This is a genomic window from Enterococcus avium ATCC 14025 (assembly GCF_000406965.1).
GTDB classification, from domain to species: Bacteria; Bacillota; Bacilli; order Lactobacillales; family Enterococcaceae; genus Enterococcus_A; species Enterococcus_A avium.
The window spans coordinates 201104-225640 of the sequence record NZ_KE136362.1; the positions used below are offsets into that span (position 1 = coordinate 201104).

General features: G+C 39.7%; 23 protein-coding genes, 1 tRNA gene and 1 riboswitch. Of the genes, 15 read left to right on the plus strand and 9 right to left on the minus strand.

Annotated elements, in window-relative coordinates:
* Window positions 1-3 precede the first annotated feature (3 nt).
* On the minus strand, window positions 4-747 hold the full coding sequence (locus OMU_RS08060) for an amino acid ABC transporter ATP-binding protein (RefSeq protein ID WP_016179451.1): 744 nt from the start codon (window positions 745-747) through the stop codon (window positions 4-6).
* 27 nt (window positions 748-774) lie between these two features.
* Complete coding sequence (locus tag OMU_RS08065) at window positions 775-2373, minus strand: ABC transporter permease subunit (protein ID WP_016179452.1); 1599 nt, start codon at window positions 2371-2373, stop codon at window positions 775-777.
* A gap of 124 nt (window positions 2374-2497) precedes the next feature.
* Window positions 2498-2671: riboswitch (Lysine riboswitch) on the minus strand.
* 356 nt (window positions 2672-3027) lie between these two features.
* Here OMU_RS08065 and OMU_RS08070 point away from each other — a divergent pair.
* From OMU_RS08070 to OMU_RS08080, 3 genes are read left to right on the plus strand one after another with little or no spacing between them, the layout of a single operon-like run.
* On the plus strand, window positions 3028-3726 hold the full coding sequence (locus OMU_RS08070; RefSeq protein ID WP_016179453.1) for an NAD-dependent protein deacylase: 699 nt from the start codon (window positions 3028-3030) through the stop codon (window positions 3724-3726).
* 54 nt (window positions 3727-3780) lie between these two features.
* A complete protein-coding gene (locus OMU_RS08075; RefSeq protein ID WP_016179454.1) occupies window positions 3781-4614 on the plus strand; it encodes a chorismate mutase in 834 nt (277 codons plus the stop codon).
* A gap of 1 nt (window position 4615) precedes the next feature.
* Complete coding sequence (locus tag OMU_RS08080) at window positions 4616-5143, plus strand: transcription repressor NadR (RefSeq protein ID WP_016179455.1); 528 nt, start codon at window positions 4616-4618, stop codon at window positions 5141-5143.
* A 176-nt stretch (window positions 5144-5319) separates the two neighbouring features.
* On the opposite strand, the gene def is transcribed toward OMU_RS08080, so the two are convergent.
* Window positions 5320-5883: a peptide deformylase gene (def, locus tag OMU_RS08085; RefSeq protein WP_016179456.1), complete on the minus strand. Its 564-nt coding sequence runs from the start codon at window positions 5881-5883 to the stop codon at window positions 5320-5322.
* A gap of 268 nt (window positions 5884-6151) precedes the next feature.
* On the opposite strand from def, the gene rpsO reads away from it, so the two are divergent.
* From rpsO to OMU_RS08105, 4 genes are all read left to right on the plus strand, one after another.
* A complete protein-coding gene (gene rpsO, locus OMU_RS08090) occupies window positions 6152-6421 on the plus strand; it encodes a 30S ribosomal protein S15 (protein ID WP_010742732.1) in 270 nt (89 codons plus the stop codon).
* Window positions 6422-6816: 395 nt separating this feature from the next.
* Window positions 6817-8940, plus strand: coding sequence for a polyribonucleotide nucleotidyltransferase (gene pnp / locus OMU_RS08095; protein ID WP_016179457.1), 2124 nt, complete (start codon window positions 6817-6819; stop codon window positions 8938-8940).
* A 384-nt stretch (window positions 8941-9324) separates the two neighbouring features.
* Window positions 9325-11328 carry a KUP/HAK/KT family potassium transporter gene (locus tag OMU_RS08100; protein ID WP_016179458.1) on the plus strand — a complete coding sequence of 668 codons (2004 nt, stop codon included), beginning with the start codon at window positions 9325-9327 and terminating at the stop codon, window positions 11326-11328.
* Window positions 11329-11504: 176 nt separating this feature from the next.
* Window positions 11505-12038, plus strand: coding sequence for a hypothetical protein (locus tag OMU_RS08105; protein WP_016179459.1), 534 nt, complete (start codon window positions 11505-11507; stop codon window positions 12036-12038).
* Between the two features lie 3 nt (window positions 12039-12041).
* Here OMU_RS08105 and OMU_RS08110 read toward each other — a convergent pair whose 3' ends face one another.
* The 3 genes from OMU_RS08110 to OMU_RS08120 form a co-directional block, all read right to left on the minus strand.
* Window positions 12042-13430, minus strand: coding sequence for an MATE family efflux transporter (locus tag OMU_RS08110; protein WP_016179460.1), 1389 nt, complete (start codon window positions 13428-13430; stop codon window positions 12042-12044).
* Window positions 13431-13552: 122 nt separating this feature from the next.
* On the minus strand, window positions 13553-13876 hold the full coding sequence (locus OMU_RS08115) for a DUF960 domain-containing protein (RefSeq protein ID WP_016179461.1): 324 nt from the start codon (window positions 13874-13876) through the stop codon (window positions 13553-13555).
* Window positions 13877-14086: 210 nt separating this feature from the next.
* Window positions 14087-14704, minus strand: a complete 618-nt coding sequence (locus OMU_RS08120; RefSeq protein ID WP_016179462.1) for a 50S ribosomal protein L25/general stress protein Ctc — start codon at window positions 14702-14704, stop codon at window positions 14087-14089.
* 482 nt (window positions 14705-15186) lie between these two features.
* On the opposite strand from OMU_RS08120, the gene OMU_RS08125 reads away from it, so the two are divergent.
* The 3 genes from OMU_RS08125 (at window position 15187) to udk (ending at window position 17298) form a co-directional block, all read left to right on the plus strand.
* Window positions 15187-15903, plus strand: coding sequence for a 16S rRNA pseudouridine(516) synthase (locus OMU_RS08125; RefSeq protein ID WP_016179463.1), 717 nt, complete (start codon window positions 15187-15189; stop codon window positions 15901-15903).
* Window positions 15904-15914: 11 nt separating this feature from the next.
* Window positions 15915-16601: a YjjG family noncanonical pyrimidine nucleotidase gene (locus OMU_RS08130; protein WP_016179464.1), complete on the plus strand. Its 687-nt coding sequence runs from the start codon at window positions 15915-15917 to the stop codon at window positions 16599-16601.
* A 70-nt stretch (window positions 16602-16671) separates the two neighbouring features.
* A complete protein-coding gene (gene udk, locus OMU_RS08135) occupies window positions 16672-17298 on the plus strand; it encodes a uridine kinase (RefSeq protein WP_016179465.1) in 627 nt (208 codons plus the stop codon).
* A 49-nt stretch (window positions 17299-17347) separates the two neighbouring features.
* Here udk and OMU_RS08140 read toward each other — a convergent pair.
* From OMU_RS08140 to rpiA, 3 genes are all read right to left on the minus strand, one after another.
* Window positions 17348-17431, minus strand: a tRNA-Leu gene (locus tag OMU_RS08140).
* Window positions 17432-17533: 102 nt separating this feature from the next.
* Window positions 17534-18220, minus strand: a complete 687-nt coding sequence (locus OMU_RS08145) for a 2,3-diphosphoglycerate-dependent phosphoglycerate mutase (protein WP_016179466.1) — start codon at window positions 18218-18220, stop codon at window positions 17534-17536.
* A 126-nt stretch (window positions 18221-18346) separates the two neighbouring features.
* Window positions 18347-19027, minus strand: coding sequence for a ribose-5-phosphate isomerase RpiA (gene rpiA, locus OMU_RS08150; RefSeq protein ID WP_016179467.1), 681 nt, complete (start codon window positions 19025-19027; stop codon window positions 18347-18349).
* A 412-nt stretch (window positions 19028-19439) separates the two neighbouring features.
* On the opposite strand from rpiA, the gene rpsL reads away from it, so the two are divergent.
* From rpsL to OMU_RS08175, 5 genes are all read left to right on the plus strand, one after another.
* Window positions 19440-19853 (plus strand): 30S ribosomal protein S12, encoded by a 414-nt coding sequence (gene rpsL / locus OMU_RS08155; protein WP_010742744.1) that lies wholly within the window; start codon window positions 19440-19442, stop codon window positions 19851-19853.
* 44 nt (window positions 19854-19897) lie between these two features.
* On the plus strand, window positions 19898-20368 hold the full coding sequence (gene rpsG, locus OMU_RS08160; RefSeq protein WP_016179468.1) for a 30S ribosomal protein S7: 471 nt from the start codon (window positions 19898-19900) through the stop codon (window positions 20366-20368).
* An 80-nt stretch (window positions 20369-20448) separates the two neighbouring features.
* A complete protein-coding gene (fusA, locus tag OMU_RS08165) occupies window positions 20449-22533 on the plus strand; it encodes an elongation factor G (protein WP_016179469.1) in 2085 nt (694 codons plus the stop codon).
* Between the two features lie 164 nt (window positions 22534-22697).
* Window positions 22698-23885, plus strand: a complete 1188-nt coding sequence (tuf, locus tag OMU_RS08170) for an elongation factor Tu (protein WP_016179470.1) — start codon at window positions 22698-22700, stop codon at window positions 23883-23885.
* 168 nt (window positions 23886-24053) lie between these two features.
* The coding region (locus OMU_RS08175) for an IS91 family transposase (RefSeq protein WP_040005453.1) at window positions 24054-24537 on the plus strand (484 nt) is incomplete at its 3' end.

Consider the following 24537-nt stretch of genomic DNA (forward strand, 5'->3'; position numbering starts at 1 on the left):
TTTTTAAGCTTGTGGATGTAATACACGGTGTAAAAATTCTTTAGTCCGTGCTTCTTTAGGATTGCCGAAAATGTCTTCAGGCGCTCCCTGTTCAGCGATCACACCTTGATCCATGAAGATGACACGATCAGAAACCTCTTTAGCAAAAGCCATTTCATGAGTAACGATTACCATCGTCAAACCGCTTTCTGCTAATTTTTTCATAATCTGTAACACATCACCAACCATTTCTGGATCAAGGGCAGATGTCGGTTCATCAAACAGCATAACTTCTGGGTTCATGGATAAAGCGCGGGCAATTGCAACTCGTTGTTTTTGACCACCAGATAGTTGCGCGGGTTTTGCATCGACAAATCGATCCATGCCTACTTTTTCCAAATTATCTAATGCGACCTTTTTCGCTTCAGCTTCTTTGCGACCTAGAACCGTTACCTGGCCACTCATACAGTTTTGCAAAACGTTCATGTTGTTGAAGAGATTGAACGACTGGAACACCATTCCTAGATGGGTCCGATATTTTGGTAAATTGTATCCGGGAGCTAAAACATTCTCTCCTTGATACATGATCTTACCATCTGTAGGAGTTTCTAATAAATTGATACAGCGTAGGAAAGTGGATTTCCCCGAACCAGACGCACCGATAATGGTTACAACTTCTCCTTTGTTGACGTTCATACTGATATCTTTTAAGACGAGGTTATCGCCGAAGCTTTTTTTCAAATGTTCGATTTCAATGATACTACTCATAACTGTTCCTCCTTAATGATTTACTGATTATTTATCTTCCCCAACAGCTACATCAACATCGTCTAAACGCACATAAGCTGATGGACCATCCATTTTTTTCTCAACTGCTCGTAAGATTCGAGTCGCTGTGAAGGTCAATACAAAATAGATCACACAAATGATGAAGTAGGTCTGGAAGAACATATAGTTTGTTCCAGCTGCTGATTTTCCTTGGAAGAACAATTCGGAAACAGAAATGATACTTAAAACAGAGGTATCTTTGATATTGATTACTAATTCATTTCCAGTTGCTGGCAAAATATTTCGTAATACTTGCGGTAGGACAACCTTACGCATCGTTTGGCCATGGGTCATACCAATGGCGTGTGCAGCTTCAAATTGACCTTGATCAACAGCGAAGATTCCGCCACGAACGATTTCAGACATGTAAGCACCAGTATTGATTGAAACGATAAATAAGGCAGCGGCGGTTCGGTTTAAATCAATTCCAAAGGCCATCGCAATTCCGTAATAAATTACGGCAGATTGAACGATCATGGGTGTTCCACGGAAAATCTCGATATAGGCATTTAGTAACCAGCCAAAGACTTTTTGCAGCCCGCGTTTTGCGCTGTTGTCTGATTCTGGAATGGTTCGAAAGACGCCGACAAGTAAACCAATCAATGTACCAACAGTCGTCCCAACGATTGCAAGTAATAGGGTCATACCCGTACCACGCAAGAACATCGAACCGTTCTGTTTCAAAATACGAACAAATACATTCTCTTTTTTACCTGAAGCGCTTTGCGTTTCATCGGTAGCTGGTTGATCTTTAATGGCTTGGTCCATAACTTCGACACGCTCGTCTTGTGAGATGTCCGCCAGGATCTGGTTAACTTGGGCCATATCAGGATCTCCTTTTCGCATCCCGACAGAAACTTGCACATCCTCTGGGTTAGTTTGGAATCCATTGGCTTTGTCGAATTCGACCATTTTTAAATCAGGGTTAACACTTTCCGCAGTCACGCCTTCAGGTCGTTCACTGACGTACCCATCGATTGTGCCTGACTCCAAAGCGACCCGCATTGCTGGGAAGTTATCCATGGCTTCCTGTTTGTTGACATCAGGGATTTGAGGGATAACATCATAATGAAACGTACTCAATTGCGCGGTGACCTTTGCACCAGCAAAATCTTTGATCGAAGTTGCTTTGGCATATTTAGTATCTTTGCGGGTGACAATAACTAATTGTGATTCATAATATGGATCAGAAAAGTCAACTTCTTTTCGCCGTTCAGCTGTGGGAGACATCCCAGCAATAATCGCGTCGATCTTCCCAGATTGAAGTGCTGGTAACAGACCATCCCATTCGGTTTTTACCACGACTAGTTTACGATGCATTTTATCAGCGATTTTTTTCGCCATTTGTACGTCATAGCCGCCAGCGTAGGCTTTATCGCCTTGAATCTGCACGGCGCCATTCCGATCATCCTTTTGTGTCCAGTTGAAAGGAGCGTATCCAGCCTCCATGCCGACCCGCAATTCTCCTTCAGGTGTTTTTTCATCTGCCCGAGTGACTAATGGGGCTCCTAGAAATGAAATAAATAATGCGATGAGTGCGATAACTGAAAATTTTTTTCTATTCATAATTTCTCCCTTTCTTGAAATTACGAGATTGGGTAGGGCTGTCTTTGAAAATCTGCAACAAAAAAAGCCGCCGATTCGTGTATAAGGCCGCTTGCAGATAATAAGAAGATGATGTTCCCTCTCACAAAAACATAGCGCAACTTAGCATCACTGCTAAGACAGTCCGCAAGTTATTCGCTTGCGTCCCAACATACAAAATAAAGAGAATTTTGTACATTTCGGCGAAACTTCCTAGTCCTATTTCAACGTGTCTCTACACTCCATAGGGTTAATAAGGTTCGCGACCTCTACCTCATTGTTCTGAGGCATCTCGTATTCAGTTATTATGTTTCACAGTCTAAAGGCTGAGAATGAAAAAGTCAATGGAAATTATTTGGAATAAACAAAAAAGGTGGTTGAATTTTTTAAATTATTCCATTTGAATTGTTCAGAAAGACAAAGAAATACGTTAAAGAAGCTTTTTAAGAATAAAAAGATAAATTTTATCGTTTTGACAGCCCTTCTCCATTTAACCGACTAATCGAGAGCGGTTTTCTAAAAAAATGTTGATTAAGGGATAAAATCACAAATCGCTAACAAAGGATTCATTTATTCAGATAAGGACTTTTTATTTTCCTCTAAATTTATACTATACTGATTCTTGAGGTGACGAAAATGGAGATCACAGTTGATCAAGCAGTAAAGATAATTCAAGAAAACAGAAAAATCACATTTTTAACAGGCGCAGGCGTTTCTACCCCTTCAGGTGTGCCGGATTATCGTTCGTTACAAGGCGTTTATCATGGTCTTGAAGCACCGGAATACCTATTAAGTAATGAGTGTTTAGTTCGTGAACCAGAAAAATTTTATCAATTCGTCAAACATTTGTATCATAAAGAAGCACGACCAAATAGTATTCATCGTGAGATGGCACAAATGGAGAAGACGAAGGATGTCTGGGTGGTCTCGCAAAATATCGATGGCCTGCACGCGGCTGCTGGAAGTCAACACTTGGTGAATTTCCATGGTTCGCTTTACGAGTGCTATTGTCGCAAGTGTCAGCGGTCAGTAGCGTGGCAAGATTATCTGCAAAGCGATCGTCATAAAGACTGTGGTGGTCAAATTCGTCCGAAAATTGTTTTGTACGGCGAAGGATTTGAAGAGTCAGTCATCCAGCAGGCAATCGGAGCTGTAAAAAATGCCGAGCTTATAGTGATTGCAGGAACAAGCTTTCAAGTTCATCCATTTTGTGATTTAATTTATGAAAAAAGCAAAGATGCGAAACTAGTTGTAATCAACCAAACCCCGATTCAATTAGCTGGCGAATATTATTTTGTCCAGACGGATGGAACAGCAGTTTTTGAAAAAGTATAGCGATTTTGTCGCTGCGGGATAATAACGATTTATGATCAATTGGGAGGGAACTGTGTGGAGTTAACGGAGAAGGAAAAAATGATTGCTGGTAAATTGTATTTTGCAGGCGATCCTGAATTAGTGGCCGATCGAAGAGATGCTCGTTTAAGATTACGTGCGATTAATCAAGAATCAGATAGAGAAAAACGTGAAGAATTCGTAAAACAAGCGTTTGGCGGGACAAAGAACCATGTCTATGTAGAACCAACGATTTCTTTTGATTATGGCTACAATATTTTTGTAGGTGAGAATTTTTATTGTAATTTCCACAATGTCTTTTTAGATATTTGTCCGATTACAATCGGTGATAATTGTATGTTTGGACCAAATGTTCAATTGTATACGGCAAGTCATCCGTTAGAACCTGGAAAACGTAATAGCGGGCAGGAGTTTGGCAAGCCGATCACCATCGGCAATAATGTTTGGATTGGTGGCTCAGCCATAGTGACTCCAGGAGTAACAGTAGGGGATAATGTAGTTATAGCCGCGGGCGCTGTTGTAACTAAATCTTTCCCAGATAATGTAGTGGTTGGTGGAAATCCGGCGCGAATCATCAAAACGATCGAAGAGGAAAACAAAGATGATGCACTGACTAATGCACGAAAAAAAATTGATCGGATTGATCAAGAAATCGTGACGCTTTTAGAAAAACGGATGTCAGCTGTCAGCGAAGTCACTGCGTATAAAGCTGAAACAAAGAAAGCTGTTTTAGATACTAGTCGTGAAGAGGCGGTTTTACAAAAGGTTTCGGATTTAGTGAAAGATGAGAATTATCGTGAGACAATTGTTGAAACCTTCAAAGATATTATGAAACAGTCAAGAAACTATCAAGAAGGGCGGTTGAGATAATATGATCGACGGCGATAGACGTAAAGCCGAGATTTTAAAGGCGCTGCAACAAGCTGAAAAACCGATCAGCGCTACAAGCTTTGCAAAAGAATTTGGTGTGAGTCGTCAGATCGTAGTCGGCGATGTAGCCTTATTACGAGCCGCAGGGGAGAATATCATCGCTACTGCTCGAGGGTATTTGTTAGAACGCGAATCGGCGAAATTAATCAGCAAAATTGCCGTTCAGCATTCTCCTGAACAGACGGCAGAAGAATTACACACAATCGTTGCACACGGTGGTGAAGTTATTGATGTAGTAGTTGAGCATCCGTTGTATGGAGAGCTGGTTGGAGGCTTGCATTTGACCACTCAACAAGATGTGGAGGCCTTTGTTGCAGAAGCAAAAAGACTCGAAGTGACTCTTTTGTCTGAGTTGACCGCAGGGATTCATCTACATACCATCGCATATGAAGCAATAGAGAATTTAACCGAAATTAAACAAGCACTTTCAGAAAAGGGTATTTTATATGAAGAAAACCGTCACGTGTAAACGTGACGGTTTTTGACAGTCGAACTTTTTTACAGCCACCTCTTATCCTCTTATGTGAGACTAATTAACGGTTTAAGTCCCTTAAAAGAAACAAGTGGTTTAGTTCGATGATATGCATAGTGAGAAAAACATTCAAATTTCATCGGAAAATGAACACCTTAAAAACGAATTAGCGGTTACTCGATAACTAAGACGCCATCTTTTAAGTGCAACGGATTTTTTTCATTGATATGGTCATAGAACATGATGCCATTGATATGATCAATCTCGTGTTGGACCACGATCGCATTATAGTTTTTTAGACGAATTTTATGTTTCTCGCCTTTTTCGTCAAAATAAGAAACAGTGATACGCGCGGCACGAACGACATATCCAGGCACTTCACGATCGACTGATAAGCAGCCTTCGCCTTCTCCCAAGCAAGCTTCTTGAACTGAGTGGCTCAAGATTTTTGGATTATACATCACCGTACTAATGCCGTTTTCCGGTTTTTCAGGATCAACGCTAGGAACATGAACTGCGATAATTCGTTTTGAGATATCTAATTGGGGAGCTGCTAAACCCACACCTCCGCGTAGATTCAATTCTTCTGCCTTTACAGGATCTTGGCTATTTTTTAGAAATTGCAGCATTTCCTTTCCAAGCTCCACATCTTCAGCAGTTGGAGGAATCGGGACTTCATTGGCAACTGCCCGTAAAGTCGGATGGCCTTCCCGAATAATATCATCCATTGTGATCATTAAAAAATCTCCTCTCAAGACATGATTTCATCACGTTAGTTTAACACAAAAAGTAAGTAAGGTAAAAAAACTGTTTTCATGAATACGGTTCTTTAAAAAAATTGTAATGATTCTAGAAATAAGCGTTAAATTGGTATACAGCTTGATTTTTTAATACAAATCGAGTAAAGTGTTAGAGTGTGCATAGCGCACCACCTATCACTTGGTTGGGCGATTCACCAACGCTCTACTCAGTCGTAGGAAGAAAAAAAGGAAGAGGTGAAAAAACATGGCATTATCAAAAGAACGTAAAAACGAAATCATCAATGACTTTGCTCGCCATGAAGGAGATACTGGTTCTCCAGAAGTACAAATCGCTGTATTAACGGAAGAAATCAATCAACTAAATGAGCATGCACGTGTCCACAAAAAAGACCACCATTCATATCGCGGTCTAATGAAAAAAGTTGGTCATCGTCGTAACTTGTTGGCTTACCTACGTAAGAACGAAGTTCAACGTTACCGTGAATTAATCCAACGTCTAGGACTACGTCGTTAATTCGTACTACTATTAAAGTGAGGTTCCTAGGAATCTCACTTTTTTTGACAGTTAGGCTTTTCGCAGTAGCGAAAGTGTGAGTTCTAGCAATAGTTTTATGCCATTGTATTGAACAGGTAGTTTAGCCTAATGTTATGCGTACGAAAACCAACTGAATTTTTACGTTAGAAAAATTCATACAGTAGTAATGAGCTAGCTGCTAATTAAACTTTCCCCAGTTCGCAAGGTTTGATTATAGTAAATTTAGCAGAGACAATCCTGAGCTTGACTCAGAAAAAATAAAAAACCTTTGATTGGCGTGTTGTCACTCTACTAACCAAATGCAAGAAGCGAAGTTTTTCGCTGTTTCCATTTGTTTAGTAGCGTCGCACTGGTCAAAGGGAAAAGGAGAAGTTATGTCAGAAAAACAAGTTTTCAAAACCACTTGGGGCGGACGCCCTCTGCAAGTTGAAATCGGTCAACTTGCTAAACAAGCCAATGGCGCAGTTTTAGTTCGCTATGGCGACACAGTCGTATTGAGTGCAGCTGTTGCCTCAAAAGAAGCAAAAGATACCGACTTTTTCCCATTAACCATTAACTATGAAGAAAAAATGTATGCAGTGGGTAAAATCCCTGGCGGTTTCATCAAACGTGAAGGTCGTCCAAGTACAGACGCAACCTTGACTGCCCGTTTAATTGACCGTCCGATTCGTCCGATGTTTGCAGATGGATTCCGTAATGAAGTCCAAGTAACGAACTTTGTGATGAGTGTAGAACAGGATTGCTCTCCAGCAATGGCAGCGATGTTTGGTTCTTCGTTGGCTCTAGCCATTTCAGATATTCCGTTTGACGGACCAATCGCTGGTGTCGATGTGGGTCGCGTGAATGGGGAATATGTATTGAATCCGACTGTCGAGCAACACGCTGAATCAGATATCGATTTAACAGTTGCTGGGACCAAACAAGCCATTAACATGGTAGAATCTGGCGCCAAAGAAGTTTCTGAAGAAGACATGCTTGGCGCATTACTATTCGGATTTGATGCAATCAAAGAAATGGTGGCTTTCCAAGCTGAGATCGTAGCTGCAGTCGGCAAAGAGAAAATGGAAGTTTCTTTATTACAAGTTGATCCTGAACTGAAAAAAGAAATTTTTGACGGCTACTATCAAACAATGAAAACAGCTGTAATGACAATGGATAAATTGGCACGTGAAGACGAAATCGAAAAAGTCAAAGAAACGGTCAAAGAAGTTTACGCTGAGAAATTTGCGGATCATGAAGATGAAGCGCAATTAACAAAAGAAGTAAAACAAATCGCGGAAGATCTTGAAAAAGATGTGGTTCGTGAATTGATTACAATCGATAAAATTCGCCCAGACGGACGTAAATTAGATGAAATTCGTCCGTTGGCTGCTGAAACAGGTATTTTACCACGTGTTCATGGTTCAGGCTTATTTACACGGGGACAAACGCAAGCATTATCTGCTTGTACTTTGGCACCCTTAGGTGAACATCAAATCATTGATGGTTTAGGAACAGTTGAAAGTAAACGATTCATCCATCATTACAACTTCCCGCAATTCTCTGTTGGTTCTACTGGACGTGCTGGTTCACCAGGTCGTCGTGAAATTGGCCATGGAGCATTGGGTGAACGTGCATTAGCCCAAATTATTCCAAGCGAAGAAGATTTCCCTTACACCATCCGTTTAGTAGCGGAAGTATTGGAATCAAACGGTTCTTCTTCTCAAGCAAGTATCTGTGCTGGTACATTGGCGTTAATGGATGCTGGTGTGCCAATCAAAGCACCAGTTGCTGGTATCGCAATGGGCTTGGTTTCCGATGGTGAAAACTATACGATCTTGACAGATATCCAAGGATTGGAAGACCATCTTGGCGATATGGACTTTAAAGTTGCTGGTACAAAAGATGGAATCACAGCTTTGCAAATGGATATCAAAATCCAAGGAATCACTGAACAAATTCTTTCTGAAGCATTAACGCAAGCAAAACAAGCGCGGATGGAAATCTTAGAAGTCCTAACTGAAACGATTGCTGAGCCACGTAAAGAATTAAGTCCGTACGCACCGAAGATTGAAATGATCCAAATCGATCCAGATAAGATCAAAACAGTCATCGGTAAAGGCGGAGACACAATCAATGGTATTATCGAAGAAACTGGTGTAAAAATTGATATTGATCAAGAGGGTAACGTTAGCATTGCTTCTTCTGATGCAGATATGATCAAAAAAGCGATTAAGATCATTGAAGAGTTAACTAAGGAAGTCAAAGTCGGCGAAGTGTACTTAGGAAAAGTTGTTCGTATCGAGAAATTTGGAGCCTTTGTAAACTTGATTAAAGGCAAAGATGCATTGGTTCACATTTCACAGCTTGCAAATGAGCGCGTGAATAAAGTGGAAGATGTCGTAAAATTAGGCGATGAAGTATTAGTAAAAGTGACAGAAATCGATCGTCAAGGTCGTGTAAATGCTTCTCGTAAAGCCTTATTGAAGGAAGAAGAAAGCAAAAAAGCAGAAAAATAGTATGTCATTGAGGTTATTCTTTGACAATTCTCGCTGTAAACTGGATAATACTGATAAGTTTTAGGGGAGTAGCGACATAGAGTAAGCTCTATGCTTTTAGATCAACAACTAGTGCGCAGCGCTGGTCTAAGAGATAATTTGCCAGACCTAAACAATAGTGAAAACTGTTGTTTAGGTCTTTTTTTGTCAGTCGTACTTTTTGCAGTGTAATTAAGTGATATCAGCTAAAAAATATTTAATAGTTTTCAGTTGAGGTTTAGTACGAGGATAAGAAACTATTGTCTAAATATGTGAAGAACTTGTCTATTTTGGTGAAGAAACCTGAAACTTTTTTAATAGAGAATCAATACCGATTCAATGAGTTGCTTAACAGGAGTGTGCGGAATGGAAAAAAAGAAAGATCATGATCATATCAAAAAGCTTTCAGCGGCGGGATTGCTGATTGCGATGGGAGTCGTGTACGGCGATATTGGGACGAGTCCGTTATATGTGATGAAAGCTATTTTAGAGGAAAATGGTGGACTGAGCACCGTAACTAAAGATTTTGTACTAGGTGCAGTCTCATTAGTTTTTTGGACCGTCATGCTGTTAACTACGGTCAAATATGTGTTGATTGCCTTGAGAGCGGATAACCATGGTGAAGGAGGAATCTTCTCTTTATATACATTAGTACGTAAAGGTGGAAAATACTTAATTGTTCCAGCTATGATTGGTGGTGCCGCGCTGTTGGCTGATGGCGTATTAACACCTGCGGTAACGGTAACGACAGCGATTGAAGGACTGCGGGGGATTCCTGATTTTTATCAGGAGTTTGGGAACAATCAAAATATCATCGTAATCATCACGTTAGTTATTTTGCTTTTCCTATTTTTAATTCAACGTTTTGGTACGGATTTTGTTGGGAAAGCTTTTGGACCGATCATGTTTTTATGGTTCACCTTTTTAGGGCTGATGGGTATTTTAAATATCCCATATGATTTTAGCGTAATTAAAGCGTTGAATCCTTATTATGCGATCCACCTATTATTCAATCCTGACAATAAGATGGGAATCTTTATTTTAGGAAGTATCTTCCTAGCAACGACCGGTGCCGAAGCCTTATATTCTGACATGGGGCATGTGGGAAAGAAAAATATCCATTTTAGCTGGCCGTACGTTTTGCTTTGCTTAATGTTAAATTATGCAGGACAAGCAGCCTGGATTTTACACTCAAAGGGCAATGCCTCGATTGAAGGAATTGAAAATTTAAATCCATTTTTCCAAATTTTACCTGACGGGTGGATGATCTTTGGTGTCATCTTTGCGACGATTGCTGCTATCATTGCCTCTCAGGCTTTGATTTCTGGGTCATTCACACTAGTGTCTGAGGCGATTAAGCTGAAACTGTTGCCTAGAATGCGAATTATTTATCCAGGAAAAAGTATTGGTCAGATGTATATTCCGGCGATCAATATGATCTTGTGGGCTGCATGTTCATTGATTGTTTTGACTTTCCGCACATCAAGTCATATGGAAGCGGCTTATGGTCTATCAATTACGGTAACGATGTTAATGACGACTTTCTTGTTGTATCATTATCTATTACAAAGTGGAACCTCGCGCATTTTAGCTGGTTTAATGCTACTCTTTTTTGGTATATTGGAAGGCTTCTTCTTTATATCCAGCGTCACCAAGTTCTTCCATGGAGGTTTTGTGGCGGTGGCAATGGCATTGCTGATATTAAGTGTGATGTATATTTGGCATCGCAGTAATCAAGTTCAAGAAGATGCGAGCCAAGATGTTTATTTCAAAGACTATCTGCCGCAATTACAAGAGCTTCATGATGATGACAGAATTCCCTATTATCAAACCAACGTCGTTTTTTTGGTCCCACGTTTAGAAGGCGATGCAATCCCGCAGCAATTTATTTATTCGATTTTGGATAAACGATTAAAACGGGCAAAAGTATACTGGTTTGTAAATGTAGAAGTAACAGATGAACCATATACAGAAGAATATAGTATTGATATGATGGGAACTGATTTTATTGTAAAGGTTAAATTGTATCTAGGTTTTCGAATCGCTCAGGATGTAAACGTCTATTTGCGTCAAGTTATTCATGATTTGATGAAACAAGGCCGTTTGCCTAAACAACCGCAGCATTACTCGTTAACTCCTGGACGTCAGGTAGGGGATTTTCGTTTTGTCATGATTCAGGAAGAATTATCCAATACGACTAGAATCGACAAATGGGATCGACAAGTTATGCAAGCACGTTTAGCAATCAAACGTCATACAGTTACGCCTGAACGCTGGTTCGGTATTGAGTATAGTGAGGTTACTTATGAAACAGTGCCGTTAATTGTCGGCGAAACGAAAAAAACATGGCTGAAAGAACGAAAAGAATAGTGAGTCCCTAGTCTAATGTATAATTTGCTCATTCGAATCATCTATTTAGAAGATTTGTTCAAAAAGTTTATTCAAATAAAGAGTTTTTGGCTGAGATAGAAGTCAAAAACTCTTTTCTTTTTATTTGAAATAAGTTAAATTAAGATTAAAATAGAATGAACAAAGGGGGCTGAGAGATGGAAATGACAATTTCGGGGTTACGAGAAAGGCTGCAAGAAGCCGATGAAAAACAATTAAGTGAATTAATCTGTCAGATATACAAACATTCAGAAGTTGCTCAACAAATCGTGGATTCAACTCTTTTGGATGATGATTATGGAATGCGATTCGCTGAAACCACTAAGAAAAAACTAGAACGGGCTTTTTTTCCACACGGTAAAATTGATCGTTCTTTGACACAAGCTAAAGAGCTGTTGCGTCAATTTCGTAAGAATTGCCAAAATCAGCGAGCATTGATCGAAATTGAATTGTTTTTTGTCGAATGCGGACTAGATTTCCTCGGCATCTTTGGAGAATCAGATGGAGAGATGAAAGAATTACTGATTACGAACTACGCTTCAGCGGTAGCGCGGATTTTAGAAGATGGTTCGGAACTTTTTTTCCACCACTATTTTGCTAAATGTAACCAAATTATTGATGTTGCAAGAGGTTTCACCTCAGGATTTTCACAGGATATGCTGGATGTGTATCAACAGTTAGCAAAAAGGTGAGGCCTAGGCCTCACCTTCCATTTCTAGTTCTAGTTGCATTGCTCGTTCTTGTGCCTGTTCTTGATCTAACTTTCTCAAGTGGCGCATTGCTTTAAAGTAGGAAGTCAACAAGACAGCAGTTGATCCCATCCAAGCCAATGGTGACGCAAAGGCTGCTCCAGCAAAACCAAAAGAGTGTGTCAGAATAATGGCAGCGAAGGAACGCATAACAAGTTCCATAATCCCGGCAATAGTCGGGATTTTTGCTTGCCCTAATCCTTGCAGAGTATAGCGGAGGATGAACAATATTGCTAAGACCCAATACAAGGAACCATTAATAATAAAATAGGTTTGTGTCAGTTGAAATACGTGTACTTCGCTAGGATTAACGAAAAGAGCGACGAAATAATGTCCGCAGGTAATCACTAAAACACCAACGAAAATACTAAATATACCGCTCATTACCAAACATTGCTTAACACCAAGTAAAATTCGTCCATATTCTTTTGCCCCATAGTTTTGAGCAGTAAAAGTTGCCATAGTAATTCCGAATGACATCATTGGTAAGATTGCAAGCTGATCAATTCGACTTGCAGTAGTTTGCGCAGCAACGACGTCTGTTCCTAACGTATTCAATGCAGATTGCAAAATGACAGCACCAATTGCAATAATTGATGATTGGAATCCTATAGGCAAAGCTGAGTTCAAGTGTATGCGAAAGTCCTCTTTGTTAAGAGAAAAATGTTTACGATTGATTTGTAATATAGGGATTTTTCTTCGGATAAACCACACACACATCAAACTTGCTGCAACTTGAGCGATGACCGTCGCATAACCCGCACCAGCAACTCCCATATGGAAATAAATAATGAAGATTAGATCTAAGACAACGTTGATTACTACCGCAAAGGCCAAGAAGAATAGCGGTGTACGACTATCTCCTAAGGCACGTACCATATTTGACAAAAGATTAAATGCCATTGATGCGAAGATCCCGCCTAAAAGAATAGAGATAAAATCTTGCGCTTGATCTAGCAATTCTGGCGGTGTCTGCATGAGCAATAATAAGGGACGTAAGAACAGCAGGCTTAACGTTGTCAAAACAACTGTTACACCAAGACTAATCAAAATCGAAGTAGCAAAGCTTTTTCGCACGCCCTGAGCATCTTTAGCACCGAAACGCTGAGCCGTAATAATAGAGAGACCAGAAGTTAAACCTTGTGCAAAACCAATAATTAAAAAACTGACACTGCTAGTTGCTCCGACAGCAGCCAAAGCATCTTTGCCTAACGTTTGACCTACTACGATCATATCAACCATACTGTAAAATTGCTGAAAAACATTTCCTATAAACAAAGGCAAGGCGAATAAAATGATCAGCTTTGCCGGATTTCCTCGAGTTAATTCTTTCATCTTTTTCCCGCTTTCTAATAAAATTTTCTGATTGATATTACCATAAAATTTTCTGAAAGCAAGTGTCTTGAATAAAAAGTTAAGAAAAAAGAGACAACCCTTAAGAAAGGTTGTCTCTGAAATTAACGTTGCCGGATCTCGTGCGGCAAAAGGATCGTCTGACGGCTGCCGTCATCGTAGGCATAAACTTCTTGAGGGAAGTCATTAGAATAACCAAATGGGAGATCTATTCCCATTTCGACGCTACTTCCTTCTTGGGAGAAGTGCATCGTAACACGACCATCATTATTGATCAGGTCAAAACTTAAGATATTGTCTAATGGGATCAAGCCCTTTAAGTCTAGGTCAATGATATACCAGATACTATCAATCAGCTCGCCTGGCAAGCTGGATACCACACCGACAGAGGCATAACGACTTTTTTTAGAATCAAATGTTTCAAACATAGATTTTCCTCCTTTAGTTGGAATCACTTACTTAAAGTACGAGTAAGCTTTGTAGTGACTTATTGTAATTCTTTTTTTCAGAAAAAACCACTTATTACGCTTAGTCTATAAGAAAAAGTAAAAAATTCTAAATTTTTAAAGGAAGGAACCAGACTTTTGTAGTTTAAAAAAAGATGACCGGCTAGAAAAGCAGGCCATCGCATTAAATTTTTATTCTGCTGTTGACTCACCAATAACTTCTGGTTCAGCGCCTTCAGCAGCTTCATCTTCTTCAGGTAGTTCTTGCGCTTCTTGGACAGCAACGATTTGTTCTTCTGCATCAGTTACGATTGTGTAATCATCATTCTTAGGTAGATCACCTACAGAAATTGATTGGCCGATTTCTAATCCAGAGATGTCTACATCAATGCCTTCCGGTAATTTTTCTGGTGTTGCAGAAACAGTGGCTGTGTAAAGCGTTTGAGTTAATACACCGCCAGCTTTCACACCAACAGATTCACCAACTAAGTTAATTTCTGTTTCAGCTTCAGTTTCTTCTGACAAGTTTACAGATAATAATTCAATATGCGTTAAACGACGAGTAAAGGTATCAACTTGTGAGTCGCGTAATAGTGTGTTCACCTTTTTACCGCCAATTTCAATGGCGAAAACAGTATTCGCACCATTTTCACGTAACAATTTTGAAAATTCACGTTCATCAATTGAGATAGGTGTACTTTCTATCTTGTACCCATTAACGACTGCAGGAACTTTTCCTTCGTGACGCAATTTGTTGCGAATGGAACGGGGACGAGTTGCTCTTTCTTCTACTTTCAATGATACTGCCATAACCAAATTCCTCCTTAAAATGTGACTGTCTGTGGTTGTTCAGACAGATTTTATTTAAGTGACGGGTTATTCTCAGCACAATGGCTTTGCGAAAAAACGCAAAAAGACAGTCGTCTACACAACTGTCCAAAAAAAGTCTACGTTCAACTTTCTCTACCAGGTCATAACGCTGTGTATGAGAAACCTTTGATTCACTTAATCATACGAATCTCTGACTCGTATAATTAAATTCTAGGACTTATCTAATCAAAATGCAAGTATAATGTCTGTTGACGATTTAAGTAAGGAATTTTTCGTAGTTGGTAAATAGTATGTTAACGGGGCTAGAAGTTCAAATGTGTCATTAGTTTTTGAGAGTTGTTTTCTTGATAGCAATACTTTTGCTTTTGAAAGTGAATAAAAACATCAAGAAAGAGTGTGAGGGTTTTGTCTCTTTTTGAAATTCGGTATAATGAGTCCAACAATATTGAAGGAGTTTTACCATGCGATTAGACAAAGTGATTGAGCAGAACTTAAAAACAACACGAAAAGAAATGAAACGTTTATTTCTAATGAAAAAGGTTTTAATCGATGGTGAAGTTGAGCTGAACCAGTGGCGCAACGTCGATAGTCAACTCCATGAGATTCAAGTAGATGGGCAGAAATTGCAAACGGATCACGTGTATTACTTATTAAATAAACCAGCCGGCGTTGTAACAGCGAAAAGGGATAATAAATTTCAAACAGCTATAGAACTGGTGAAAGAAGGAGAGCGTCCAGCAGATTTATATCCAGTAGGTCGCTTGGATCGTGATACGACCGGGTTGTTGTTATTGACTGACAATGGTCAACTAGGTTACGATCTCTTACAGCCGTATGCTAAAGTTGCAAAGACATATCGTGCCACAATCAACGATACAGTGACATTTGAGGACGTGTTAGCATTTGAAAAAGGGATTGTTTTTCACGGAGGAATTCGTTGTCAGCCAGCGCGTTTAGCGATTTTACAATCTGATCCAGACCAGTCGGAAGTTTTACTTACGATCAAAGAAGGAAAATTTCATCAAGTCAAAAAAATGTTTTTGGCTTGTGGGAAAAAAGTTACGAGCTTGACCCGTATTGCAATGGGGCCATTAATTTTGCCAACAAATTTAGCAGTAGGTAATTACCGTTCGTTAACATTGGCAGAGCTTAAACAATTAAAATCATATTTTAGATAGAAGGTTTGAAGATGGGATACGAGACAATTTTATTTGATATCGACGATACGTTGCTGGATTTTAAGGCAGCGGAAGAACAAGCATTAAGTCAATTGTTTCAAGATATGGGAGTGGAGCCTTCTTTATCTGTGAAGAACAATTACAAAAAAATGAACCAAGGTTTTTGGCGCGATCATGAAGCAGGACTGCTATCACGCCAAGAATTACTAGACAATCGTTTCCGCCTATTTTTTGAACAATATGAACGAGAAGTTGATGGGCCAAAAACAGAGGCGCGTTATCGCTACTATTTGAATCAAGGACATCAGTTGATTTCAAACAGCCTAGAAGTTGTAGAAAGTTTGAGTCAGAAAAAAGATCTTTATGTAGTAACAAATGGTGTTTCTGTAACTCAGCATCAGCGTCTAGAAAAATCAGGACTTGCACCTTATTTCAAAAAATTCTTTATCTCTGAAGAAATGGGTGTTCATAAACCAATGAAAGAATTTTTCGACATCGTTTTTGCGGAAATTCCTCGATTCGACAAAGAAAAAACCGTGATTATCGGTGATTCTTTAACTTCAGATATTAAAGGTGGGCAGGTTGCTGGGATCGACACGATTTGGATGAATCCTCATGAAAATGAAACGAAAGAAATTAGACCAACGTTTCAGATAAAAAAATTGACGGACCTCTATCAGATTTTAGATGATTTTTAAGTTTTATATAGCAATTTGACGTTGTTTCGCTATAATAGGACTAATGAAAAACGAAAGAGGTTTTACTTGCATGAAAAACAAACCGATCATCATTGGTGTAACGGGCGGTTCAGGTAGTGGGAAAACGAGTGTTAGCCGTGCGATCTACAACCGGTTTCCCGATCATTCAATTATGATGTTGGAGCATGATTCTTATTACAAAGACCAAAGCAATATCAGCTTTGAAGAACGATTAAAAACGAACTACGATCATCCTTTTGCGTTTGATACAGATTTATTGATTGAACATTTAAAGGATTTAACAAAATATCAATCAGTGGAAGTGCCAATATACGATTATGTGGCACATACGCGCAGCGCTGAGGTTTATGTACAGGAGCCTAAAGAAGTCATCATATTAGAAGGAATTCTGATTTTAGAAGATGAACGTTTACGTGATTTAATGGATATCAAAATTTATGTAGATACAGATGATGATATTCGGATTATTCGCCGAATTAAACGTGACATGAACGAGCGCGGAAGAACATTGGAATCGGTTATTGATCAATATTTGACAGTGGTGAAGCCAATGTATCATCAGTTTATCGAACCAACAAAACGTTATGCGGATATAATCGTGCCAGAAGGCGGCGAAAATCACGTAGCGATCGATTTGATTGCAACTAAAGTAGCAAGTTTTTTGAATCATGAGTAAAAAGAGCAAAGCAGAAACTTCCTGCTTTGCTCTTTTCACGTATTTGTTATGCGGCCGAGAAGACTCGAACTTCCACGGTATTGCTACCACTAGCGCCTGAAGCTAGCGCGTCTGCCAATTCCGCCACGACCGCAAGGGAATTACTTATTTATTTTAGCACAAAAATTTTTTTGTGCCAGAGATAACGTCGATAAGTCTCAAAAAACCCGACTCGCTATTGAGTCGGGAGAAAATTTTATAAGTAGTATTTTTTAGCAACTGTCAAGTCGTCGTTCAAGTCATAAACAAGTGGTTGACCTGTAGGAATTTCTAAGTCCATGATATCTTCGTCAGAAATACCTTCGATGTGTTTAGCTAATGCACGTAAAGAGTTACCATGTGCAGCAACTAAAACAGTTTTACCGTCTTTCAAAGCAGGAGCGATTTCGTCTTGCCAGAAAGGTAACGCGCGTTCCAAAGTAACTTTCAAGTTTTCGCCACCAGGGATATCGCGAGGATCTAACATAGAGTAACGGCGATCTTGAGCTGCTGAACCTTCGTCAGTTGCTTCCATTAATGGAGGTAATACGTCGTATGAACGGCGCCAGATATGAACTTGTTCGTCACCATACTTTTCAGCGGTTTCTTTTTTGTTCAATCCTTGTAATTTACCATAATGACGTTCATTTAAGCGCCAAGATTTTACAGTTGGTACCCAAAGTTGATCAGATTCTTCAAGAATATAGTTACAAGTTTTAATTGCACGAGTTAAAACAGATGTATAAGCTACATCAAATTCAATTCCTGCTTCTTTGATTTTACGTCCGCCTTCTTTTGCTTCTTCGACACCTTCTGGCGCCAAATCAACATCTGCCCAGCCTGTAAATTGGTTCAACTTGTTCCATTCACTTAAGCCGTGACGAGAAAAAACTAATTTTGGCATAACATTCTCTCCTTTTGAAATTTCTGAAATTTTCAATTCCTGATTCATTGTACAATGTTTCTGCCGTGATTTCCATTAAATTGAGTGTGTTTTTTATCAAAACACAAGCTTTACAAGGATTTTTTATTATTTCTTTGGAACTTCCAAAGTTTTTGGACCTTCTGGTGTCCCGACGATTACGCGTGAGATCATATCAATAAACAATCCATGCTCAACTACCCCGACGCACTTATCCAGTTCGGCTGCTAAGGCGTGAGGATCTTCGATAACCTCTAGATGTAGATCAATGATATAATGTCCGCCATCTGTTGTTAAAAGTTCGTTGGAGTCAGTCATCCGCCATGTTGGTTTATATCCCTTTGATTCAAATAAACGGAAGACATTGTGACTGCCAAAGGGCACTACTTCGACTGGTAAGGGAAAGTTTCCCAATTTATTGACCATTTTACTTTCGTCTACGATCCAGATGCAGTCTTTGGAATAAGTTGCTACTACTTTTTCGAAAAGCAGTGCAGCACCTCCGCCCTTGATTCCTTGGAAATCATCACTGATTTCATCCGTGCCATCAATAGTAAGATCGACTGATTCTACATCATCGATTGCTTTTAACGGAATTCCTAATTCTTTAGCTTGTTGTTCTGTTTTAGAAGAAGTCACGACACCAGTGATTTTTAAACCTTCTTCATTTACTCGACGCCCAAGTTCCTTCACTAAATAGTAAGCTGTTGACCCAGTTCCTAATCCAACGGTCATTCCATCTTTGACAAACTTTGCTGCCTCGATCCCAACTAACTCTTTCAAATTCATTGAAAATCCCACCTTCTGCTAAGTTATGTCCATTGTAATCGCAAAAAAAGAAAAAAGATAGCCTTTTCAGTAAAAAAGACCAAAAAAGTGGATGTGCTTTACACAGCGCTCCTTCATGGGATAGGGAGTATAGTATTAAGAATAAATTTTTTCTTATTTTAAGTCATTTCGAAAACACAAAAATACGATATTAATAAAGAAGAAAAAAACTTTAAGTAGTTTGTTGACAGTGAAAATCAATCATGGTATGCTATCAAAGGTGCTTTGTGAACAGGTCTCTCGATAGAGACGTGCTGACTGTGTCGAAGTACGCTTGATAGAGAATGCAGGGATGCATTATTTTTTATCGCTGAAAAAGAACCACCAGGATGTGTGGTACTAGAAAGCGGATCGAGGAAGGAGGAAACAAGGAATGCCTACAATTAATCAATTAGTACGTAAACCTCGTAAATCAAAGGTGGAAAAATCAAATTCACCAGCATTGAACAAAGGATATAACAGCTTTAAAAAAGCTCAAACAAACGTGAACTCACCACAAAAACGTGGAGTTTGTACACGTGTGGGGACTATGACACCTAAGAAACCCAACTCAGCATTGCGTAAATATGCTCGTGTTCGTTTGTCAAACTTGATCGAAGTAACAGCTTATATTCCAGGTATCGGCCATAACCTACAAGAACATAGTGTTGTTCTATTACGTGGTGGTCGTGTAAAAGACTTGCCAGGGGTACGTTACCATATCGTTCGTGGCGCACTAGATACTGCCGGTGTTAACGATCGTAAACAAAGCCGTTCTAAATACGGTACTAAGAAACCTAAAGCTTAATCAAACGAATAGATAAGACATATTTTCGGAAGGAGGAGTTACGTATGACTCGTAAAGGAACGATTGCAAAACGTGATGTTTTGCCAGATCCTATGTATAACTCTAAGCTAGTAACTCGTTTAATCAACCGTGTAATGGTTGACGGCAAACGTGGTACTGCTTCAAATATCGTATACAACGCTTTTAGTACTATTAAAGAATCAACAGGAAATGATCCATTGGAAGTTTTTGAACAAGCAATGGAAAACATTATGCCTGTATTAGAAGTTAAAGCTCGCCGTGTTGGGGGTTCTAACTATCAAGTTCCCGTTGAAGTGCGTCCAGAGCGTCGTACTACTTTAGGCTTGCGTTGGGTTGTGAATTTCGCACGTTTACGCGGCGAACACACAATGGAAGAACGCTTAGCAAAAGAAATCATGGATGCTGCTAATAATACTGGTGCTTCTGTGAAAAAACGCGAAGATACACACAAAATGGCGGAAGCCAACCGTGCATTTGCTCATTATCGTTGGTAAGATTTTTTCTGCTGACAAAGGTCAACAGATTTCTGACCAAACAACGCTAAATTTAATTTAAGAGAGGAGCAAACTAAGAAATGGCAAGAGAATTTTCTCTAGAAAACACTCGTAATATCGGTATCATGGCTCACGTTGACGCTGGTAAAACAACAACAACAGAGCGTGTTTTATACTACACTGGTAAAATTCATAAAATTGGAGAAACCCACGAAGGCGCTTCTCAAATGGACTGGATGGAACAAGAACAAGAACGTGGTATCACAATCACATCTGCCGCTACTACAGCGCAATGGAAGGGTCACCGCGTAAACATTATTGATACCCCAGGACACGTGGACTTCACAATCGAAGTTCAACGTTCATTACGTGTACTTGACGGTGCAGTAACTGTTTTGGACTCACAATCAGGTGTAGAACCACAAACAGAGACGGTTTGGCGTCAAGCAACAGAATACCGCGTTCCACGTATCGTATTCTGTAACAAAATGGACAAAATTGGTGCGGACTTCCTTTACTCAGTAAGCACTTTACATGATCGTTTGCAAGCAAATGCTCATCCAATCCAATTACCAATTGGTGCGGAAGATGATTTCACTGGAATTATTGACTTAGTCAAAATGAAAGCTGAAATCTATACAAACGATTTAGGTACGGAAATTCAAGAAACTGAAATTCCTGCTGAATATCAAGAACAAGCTGAAGAATGGCGTGAAAAATTAGTTGAAGCAGTCGCTGATACTGATGAAGACCTAATGATGAAATTCTTGGAAGGTGAAGAAATCACTGAAGAAGAATTGAAAGCAGGAATTCGTAACGCAACTCTAGCAGTAGATTTCTACCCAGTACTATGTGGTTCAGCCTTCAAGAACAAAGGTGTTCAATTGATGTTGGATGCAGTCATTGACTATCTTCCAGCGCCAACTGATGTACCTGCGATCAAAGGTTTCGATCCTAAAACAGACGAAGAAACGGAACGTCCAGCTGATGATTCTGCTCCATTCTCATCACTTGCGTTTAAAGTTATGACTGACCCATTCGTAGGTCGTTTAACATTCTTCCGTGTTTACTCAGGTGTTCTAAATTCTGGTTCATACGTATTGAATGCTTCTAAAGGTAAACGTGAACGTATCGGACGTATTCTACAAATGCATGCGAATACGCGTAAAGAAATCGAAACGGTTTACTCAGGCGATATCGCTGCAGCTGTTGGGTTGAAAGACACAACAACTGGGGATACATTGTGTGACGAAAAAGCGCCAGTTATCCTTGAATCAATCGAATTCCCTGATCCAGTTATCGAAGTTGCTGTTGAACCTAAATCAAAAGCTGACCAAGATAAAATGGGTGTTGCTTTACAAAAACTTGCTGAAGAAGATCCTTCATTCCGCGTTGAAACAAACGTTGAAACTGGCGAAACTGTAATCGCTGGTATGGGTGAACTTCACTTAGACGTATTGGTTGACCGCATGCGTCGTGAATTTAAAGTAGATGCTAACGTAGGTGCGCCTCAAGTATCTTACCGTGAAACATTCCGTTCTGCTACAAATGCGGAAGGTAAGTTTGTACGTCAGTCTGGTGGTAAAGGTCAATACGGTCACGTATGGATCGAATTTACACCAAACGAAGAAGGTGCTGGCTTCGAATTCGAAAACGCAATTGTCGGTGGTGTGGTTCCTCGTGAATACATCCCAGCTGTTGAAAAAGGATTAGAAGATGCGATGGCTAATGGTGTATTAGCTGGCTACCCGTTAGTTGATATTAAAGCTAAACTTTATGATGGTTCTTACCATGATGTCGATTCAAATGAAACGGCCTTCCGTGTAGCTGCTTCTATGGCGCTACGTGCTGCTGCGAAGAAAGCTAATCCATCAATCCTTGAACCGATGATGAAAGTTACGATTACTGTTCCAGAAGATTACTTAGGTGATGTGATGGGTCATGTAACTGCTCGTCGTGGACGTGTTGAAGGTATGGAAGCACATGGTAACTCACAAATCGTTAACGCTATTGTGCCGTTAGCTGAAATGTTTGGTTACGCTACAACACTTCGTTCTTCTACACAAGGACGCGGAACATTTATGATGGTCTTTGACCACTATGAAGATGTACCGAAATCAGTTCAAGAAGAAATCATTAAGAAAAATGGCGGTAAAGCTGAATAATTCTTAAAAGTCAATTGATTTTTGACGGCTTTTTCCAAAAGAACTGTATTTTTAACAACGTTTCATGTAAAATAATTAACTGATGATATGGGCTCGCATCGCTTTTGTGATGCGGACCTATCAGATAAAAAACTAAACTCATTTACTTAGGAGGAACATTTTAAATGGCTAAAGAAAAATTTGACCGTTCAAAACCCCATGTTAACATTGGTACTATCGGACACGTTGACCATGGTAAAACTACTTTAACAGCTGCAATTACAACTGTACTTGCTAAACAAGGCGGAGCGCAAGCTATGGATTACGCTCAAATCGACGGAGCTCCTGAAGAACGCGAACGCGGAATCACTATCAACACTGCTCACGTTGAGTATGAAACTGACAACCGTCACTATGCTCACGTTGACTGCCCAGGACACGCGGACTACGTTAAAAACATGATCACTGGTGCTGCTCAAATGGACGGAGCTATCTTAGTAGTATCTGCTGCTGATGGCCCTATGCCTCAAACTCGTGAACACATCTTGTTATCTCGTAACGTTGGTGTTCCTTACATCGTTGTATTCTTAAACAAAATGGATATGGTTGACGATGAAGAATTACTTGAATTAGTTGAAATGGAAGTTCGTGACTTATTAACTGAATACGACTTCCCAGGCGACGACACTCCAGTTATCGCAGGTTCAGCGTTGAAAGCTTTAGAAGGCGACGCTTCATACGAAGAAAAAATCTTAGAATTAATGGCTGCTGTTGACGAATATATCCCAACACCAGTTCGTGATACTGACAAACCATTCATGATGCCAGTCGAAGACGTATTCTCAATCACTGGTCGTGGTACTGTTGCAACTGGTCGTGTTGAACGTGGACAAGTTCGCGTTGGTGACGAAGTTGAAATCGTAGGTATCGCTGACGAAACTGCTAAAACAACTGTTACAGGTGTTGAAATGTTCCGTAAATTGTTAGACTACGCTGAAGCAGGTGACAACATCGGTGCTTTGTTACGTGGTGTTGCACGTGAAGATATCCAACGTGGACAAGTATTGGCTAAACCAGCTTCAATCACTCCACATACAAAATTCTCTGCAGAAGTTTATGTTCTAACTAAAGAAGAAGGTGGACGTCATACTCCATTCTTCACTAACTACCGTCCTCAGTTCTACTTCCGTACAACTGACGTAACTGGTGTAGTTGATCTACCAGAAGGTACTGAAATGGTAATGCCTGGTGATAACGTAACTATGGAAGTTGAATTAATCCACCCAATCGCGATCGAAGACGGAACTCGTTTCTCTATTCGTGAAGGCGGACGTACAGTTGGTTCAGGCGTTGTAACTTCAATCAAAGCTTAATCAACCTTACAATTTAAATTTATTATGCTCGGACGTAAAAGAGTCACCGATAATCGGTGACTCTTTTTTTAACATTAAAGGAAGTATAACATTTTAAGCGGTCAAAGGATTGATACATCAATCTTTTGACCGCTTTTCATCTGGTCTTTTTCCTATTAAACTGGAGATATGAAACCCAATATTTTACACGCCATTTTCTTTGATGAATATCAAAACTGGGAGAAATTCAATCAAAGGTACACAAGAAGGATTCGATCCGTTGTGAAAAGAGAAGTGAAGAAGTTTCGCGATTGTGGTGACCTTAAAAAAGGTTATCGTCTATTTGTCTGTGAAGGATGCCATGATGTAAAGAAAGTGGCTTTTCGTTGTAAAGGGAAATTTTGTCCAACTTGTGCAACTGGGGAAAGTCAACGGTGGGCAGAGGTTGCGGCGAATGATCTGTTTACAGTGACGCATCGACACGTCATCTTCACGATCGATGAAGGTTTACGTGAGATTTTTCTGAAGGAGAAGTATCGTAAGGAGCTTTTAAAAGGATTAATGGATGAAGCTGCACGGATACTATTAGATTTTTTTAGAAAGCACCATATACAAGCTGGGGTTGTGGCAACACTCCACACCTTCGGTTCTCAGCTAGAATACAATCCGCATG

Bases quoted from the DNA above. Each gene is read 5' to 3' on its own strand.
- OMU_RS08120 (WP_016179462.1), bottom strand. From the start codon at position 14,704: ATGGCAGTATCATTGAAAGTAGAAGAAAGAGCAACTCGTCCCCGTTCC.
- pnp (WP_016179457.1), top strand. From the start codon at position 6,817: ATGTCAGAAAAACAAGTTTTCAAAACCACTTGGGGCGGACGCCCTCTG.
- fusA (WP_016179469.1), top strand. From the start codon at position 20,449: ATGGCAAGAGAATTTTCTCTAGAAAACACTCGTAATATCGGTATCATG.
- OMU_RS08125 (WP_016179463.1), top strand. From the start codon at position 15,187: ATGCGATTAGACAAAGTGATTGAGCAGAACTTAAAAACAACACGAAAA.
- OMU_RS08100 (WP_016179458.1), top strand. From the start codon at position 9,325: ATGGAAAAAAAGAAAGATCATGATCATATCAAAAAGCTTTCAGCGGCG.
- rpsL (WP_010742744.1), top strand. From the start codon at position 19,440: ATGCCTACAATTAATCAATTAGTACGTAAACCTCGTAAATCAAAGGTG.
- OMU_RS08110 (WP_016179460.1), bottom strand. From the start codon at position 13,430: ATGAAAGAATTAACTCGAGGAAATCCGGCAAAGCTGATCATTTTATTC.
- OMU_RS08115 (WP_016179461.1), bottom strand. From the start codon at position 13,876: ATGTTTGAAACATTTGATTCTAAAAAAAGTCGTTATGCCTCTGTCGGT.
- OMU_RS08080 (WP_016179455.1), top strand. From the start codon at position 4,616: ATGATCGACGGCGATAGACGTAAAGCCGAGATTTTAAAGGCGCTGCAA.
- OMU_RS08065 (WP_016179452.1), bottom strand. From the start codon at position 2,373: ATGAATAGAAAAAAATTTTCAGTTATCGCACTCATCGCATTATTTATT.
- udk (WP_016179465.1), top strand. From the start codon at position 16,672: ATGAAAAACAAACCGATCATCATTGGTGTAACGGGCGGTTCAGGTAGT.
- rpiA (WP_016179467.1), bottom strand. From the start codon at position 19,027: ATGAATTTGAAAGAGTTAGTTGGGATCGAGGCAGCAAAGTTTGTCAAA.
- def (WP_016179456.1), bottom strand. From the start codon at position 5,883: ATGATCACAATGGATGATATTATTCGGGAAGGCCATCCGACTTTACGG.
- OMU_RS08145 (WP_016179466.1), bottom strand. From the start codon at position 18,220: ATGCCAAAATTAGTTTTTTCTCGTCACGGCTTAAGTGAATGGAACAAG.
- OMU_RS08130 (WP_016179464.1), top strand. From the start codon at position 15,915: ATGGGATACGAGACAATTTTATTTGATATCGACGATACGTTGCTGGAT.
- OMU_RS08060 (WP_016179451.1), bottom strand. From the start codon at position 747: ATGAGTAGTATCATTGAAATCGAACATTTGAAAAAAAGCTTCGGCGAT.
- OMU_RS08070 (WP_016179453.1), top strand. From the start codon at position 3,028: ATGGAGATCACAGTTGATCAAGCAGTAAAGATAATTCAAGAAAACAGA.
- tuf (WP_016179470.1), top strand. From the start codon at position 22,698: ATGGCTAAAGAAAAATTTGACCGTTCAAAACCCCATGTTAACATTGGT.
- OMU_RS08105 (WP_016179459.1), top strand. From the start codon at position 11,505: ATGGAAATGACAATTTCGGGGTTACGAGAAAGGCTGCAAGAAGCCGAT.
- rpsO (WP_010742732.1), top strand. From the start codon at position 6,152: ATGGCATTATCAAAAGAACGTAAAAACGAAATCATCAATGACTTTGCT.
- rpsG (WP_016179468.1), top strand. From the start codon at position 19,898: ATGACTCGTAAAGGAACGATTGCAAAACGTGATGTTTTGCCAGATCCT.